At 40.5% G+C, this 3,310-nt stretch carries 2 protein-coding genes and 1 pseudogene; all 3 read right to left on the bottom strand.

Annotated features, from left to right (window positions below):
- Positions 1-55: 55 nt before the first annotated feature.
- Positions 56-532, bottom strand: a pseudogene (locus tag FM107_RS11440) (DUF932 domain-containing protein); the annotation flags it as partial.
- A 43-nt stretch (positions 533-575) separates the two neighbouring features.
- Positions 576-968 (bottom strand): single-stranded DNA-binding protein, encoded by a 393-nt coding sequence (locus tag FM107_RS11435; protein ID WP_086948651.1) that lies wholly within the window; start codon positions 966-968, stop codon positions 576-578.
- 652 nt (positions 969-1,620) lie between these two features.
- Positions 1,621-2,946: a site-specific integrase gene (locus FM107_RS11430; protein WP_256959481.1), complete on the bottom strand. Its 1,326-nt coding sequence runs from the start codon at positions 2,944-2,946 to the stop codon at positions 1,621-1,623.
- Between the last annotated feature and the right edge of the window lie 364 nt (positions 2,947-3,310).

Below are 3,310 nucleotides of genomic sequence, written 5' to 3'. Positions count from 1 at the left end.
CACTTGCTCAGCAGTTTGCCAAAACTGCATTCACTAAACACCCTTATGGGCGCACAATGTACTTTTCCGTTACATCATCGCCACTACCTACGCGGATATAGTCGGGCAATTTGGCTGTGATAAAAATACGTTCTCCGTTGCCTAATGCCCCTGCGGTTTCATACAGAATGCCCTCGCCACCGCCTACAATAGCATCAAAGAAATTAAAGGCTTCACGGTTTTGTACGATATGGTAATCCTTACCGACTACGCCCAATACTGCATTGTTATCGGTGCGAATGTTGGCAAAGTAGTTAGGTACTTCTAATTCGCTACTGCCTATCTCTATGCCGTCGGTGGTTTCGATAATACCCGAACCTTTGGTAAATAGTGGGGATTTTACGACTTCGTAATCTAATCCTGCGTATCTGATAGCTTCCTCGCTTGTCGGGTATTGTTCCACTATTTGCCCCAAACCGTGCCACGCTTTTTGCTGAACGCTAAAAAATGAATAACGTCCTGTTCTCTCGTTGAAATTGATGTTATGTGCCATTTTGATAAAATTTTGATATTAAAAAATGAATGAATGTTCTTGGTTAAAATGGGAGGTCGTCCTCTGTGCCTTGCCCTGCTGTACAGTTGCTTTCTGATTGTGCAGTAGCCTGTACGGTTTCGGCTCTCCTGCCTCCTGCAAGCGGTTTGAAGTCGGAGGTATGGAAGTTCAAACCTGCCTTTGCTTCTCCGTCTTTGCCTACCCACGCTCTTGTGCTTACCCTGCCGGTCAGTTCTACCAATAGACCTTTGGTCAGTATCTTCACTGCGTTCGGGGTTCTCCAATACGAGCAGTCGAAATAGGCGGTTTGCTCTACCCGTTCTCCCTGTTTGGTTTTGTAGCTGTCGTTTACCGCTACCGAAAAATTTACTACCTGTTTGCCGTTTGACGTTGTGCGTACTTCCGCATCCCTTGTCAGTCTTCCTGTGATGTTCATATCCTTTGATTTTTAGTTATTGATTTTATTTTTTTTAGATTTATTCGGCAATGAGAGGAGGTGCTGTTTCGTTTCATTACCATTTCCAATGTTTTTAATCTTCATATCTGACATTTTTTTTATTCGTGTAAAGAGCCGGAGTATGCTATGTTTCGTTTCACGAGCATAAAAGGTCCGTGTTTAGGCGACACAAGGTTTTGGAAAACAAATACTACCCAGAGGGTGGAGATTTTTTTACAAACTTGCCTGACCTTTTGTCGGCGTTAAGAACACGGAAATACCTTTGCTCTTGAAATGGGACAAAAGCATACGGTTCTTTGGATAAAAAAATGTGGAAGCCGGGAAGATGGCATTGAGAAATGGTTCCCGGTGAATTGAAATAACACTTCCAATTCGCTGAATTTTTTAAACTGCTTTTTTAAGTTGTGTGGCTATGAAAGCCACCACAACAGGGATCTGAAAAATGCTGACAAAGGGAGCAGTGAGGGCGCATTTTACAATTTTCTGTTTCAGAAATAGCCAAAAGCTCTTTTACTGCGGGGGGATTGCCTTGGAGAAAGTAAATGTGCTTTGGGTATAAAAAGTATGGGCATAAAAAAAGCAGAACGGTTAAGTTCTGCTTCAATCGGATAACTAAAGAACGCACTAATTTCTAAACCATAACTTCCTCGCGATCGTAAATTTCATCTGCATCTGTATGTTCATTCAATAGTGTTGTTTCTTCCCGTTCCATTTTAATAATAAACGCATCTTCCATTGCCTTAAATTTAGGTGAAACCAAATCCATATCCTTACTGATTTTTTGGCTGGTAATCTTAGCATAAATCTGTGTAGTGGAAATATTTTTATGTCCCATCATTTTGCTGAGGCTTTCAAGCGGAACCCCCTCGGTCAAAAACATGGTGGCAAATGTGTGGCGGGCAGTATGGAATGTAACTTTCTGTTCGGTAACAATGCCCGCTTCTTCAATAAGTTTACCTATATGCGTGTTACAGGTCGCATTGGACGGCATCGGAAATACAAACTCATTTCTTGTAACTCCACGATATTTCTCGATAATACGTTTAGGGATCTCCAAAAGACGAACGTTGGAAGCAACATCAGATTTCTTCCTTCTGCTGATTATCCATTGATGGCCGTCAAAGAACGATTGGATATTGCTCCATTTCAATTTCTTAATGTCAATATAGGAAAGCCCTGTGAAGCAACTGAAAATAAAAAGGTCTTTTACAAGTTCATATCTGGGTTTGGACGGCTTCAGAAACATTAAGGTTTCCACGTCCTCTTTTAAAAGGTAGCTGCGGTCGGTTTCCTCCATACTAATTTCATAATCCTCAAAAGGATTATCCCTTATCAAGCCCTTTTTGATAGCCAATTCTGCCAAAGCAATAACCGGCATCGTGTACACCCAAACCGTATTATGGGTACAATCTTTATCAATGCGAAGAAAGAAATCAAACTCCCGGATAAAATCAGAAGTGAGTTCCCGGAAAGCCATATCCTCCCGGTGGTAACGCTCCCTTACAAATTCGCTAAGGTGGTTGTAAACAGTGTTGTACTTGCTATATGTGCTTTGAGAGCGTTTTCCCTTGGCGACCATTTTTTCAAAGTCTTGATTTTGCTCCCGAAAAACTTTTAGTATAGCATCTTCCATTACGCCGACACCGAGAAACGAGAGCTTTACCTTTTGGGCTGTAGCAAAACCATCGTGTTTAAGCATATCTTCATAAATCTTGTCGATACGCCCCCGAATGTTATCAAGCTTTTGGTTAATATTCAACGCCGTAGCACTCTTACCCTCAACTCTTCCGTACTTCAAATCCCAATTATTGGGGTTTATTTCTAACTTTGTTCCGAAAGTTTTAGGTGTTCCATCAATGGTAATACGTGCCATAATCGGCGCATTACCGTTCTTTTTCAGTTCGTTCTTTTTCAAGTAGAAAAGCAGTTTGAACGTGGACTTTTTTGTCTGTTCCATAACTCAAATGTTTAATGTTTAAAATTAAATTATATTGAGTTACAAGGAAATGTAAAAAGGGGTGCAAAAGACTGAAATATAATCAGTTAAGCTATATGGTTGCCTTTGTTAATCGGTAACGAATTAGTAACCTAACCTTGTATTTCCAAGCCCAAAACCTATCAGACACCGAGTTCCAAACTAAGACTACTGTTTTATAAATCATTGTATAGCAACGGTTTTAATCGTTTTGCTTATTTTTGCTTTTTGTTAATCTTTTTTACTAAAAAGGCCGGATCGCGTATGAAGGCTGTGTCCCAAGCGCTGCTATATGGTATTTTTATCATTGTCATTTATGTTGCACTGGGCATGCTCATCACCATTA

The organism is Sphingobacterium sp. JB170 (genome assembly GCF_900163865.1).
Taxonomy (GTDB): Bacteria; Bacteroidota; Bacteroidia; order Sphingobacteriales; family Sphingobacteriaceae; genus Sphingobacterium.
This window is presented reverse-complemented; position numbering and strand designations above follow the sequence as displayed.

What these genes read in the sequence shown, in the direction of transcription:
- FM107_RS11435 (WP_086948651.1), bottom strand. Translation starts at nt 968, where the DNA reads ATGAACATCACAGGAAGACTGACAAGGGATGCGGAAGTACGCACAACG.
- FM107_RS11430 (WP_256959481.1), bottom strand. Translation starts at nt 2,946, where the DNA reads ATGGAACAGACAAAAAAGTCCACGTTCAAACTGCTTTTCTACTTGAAA.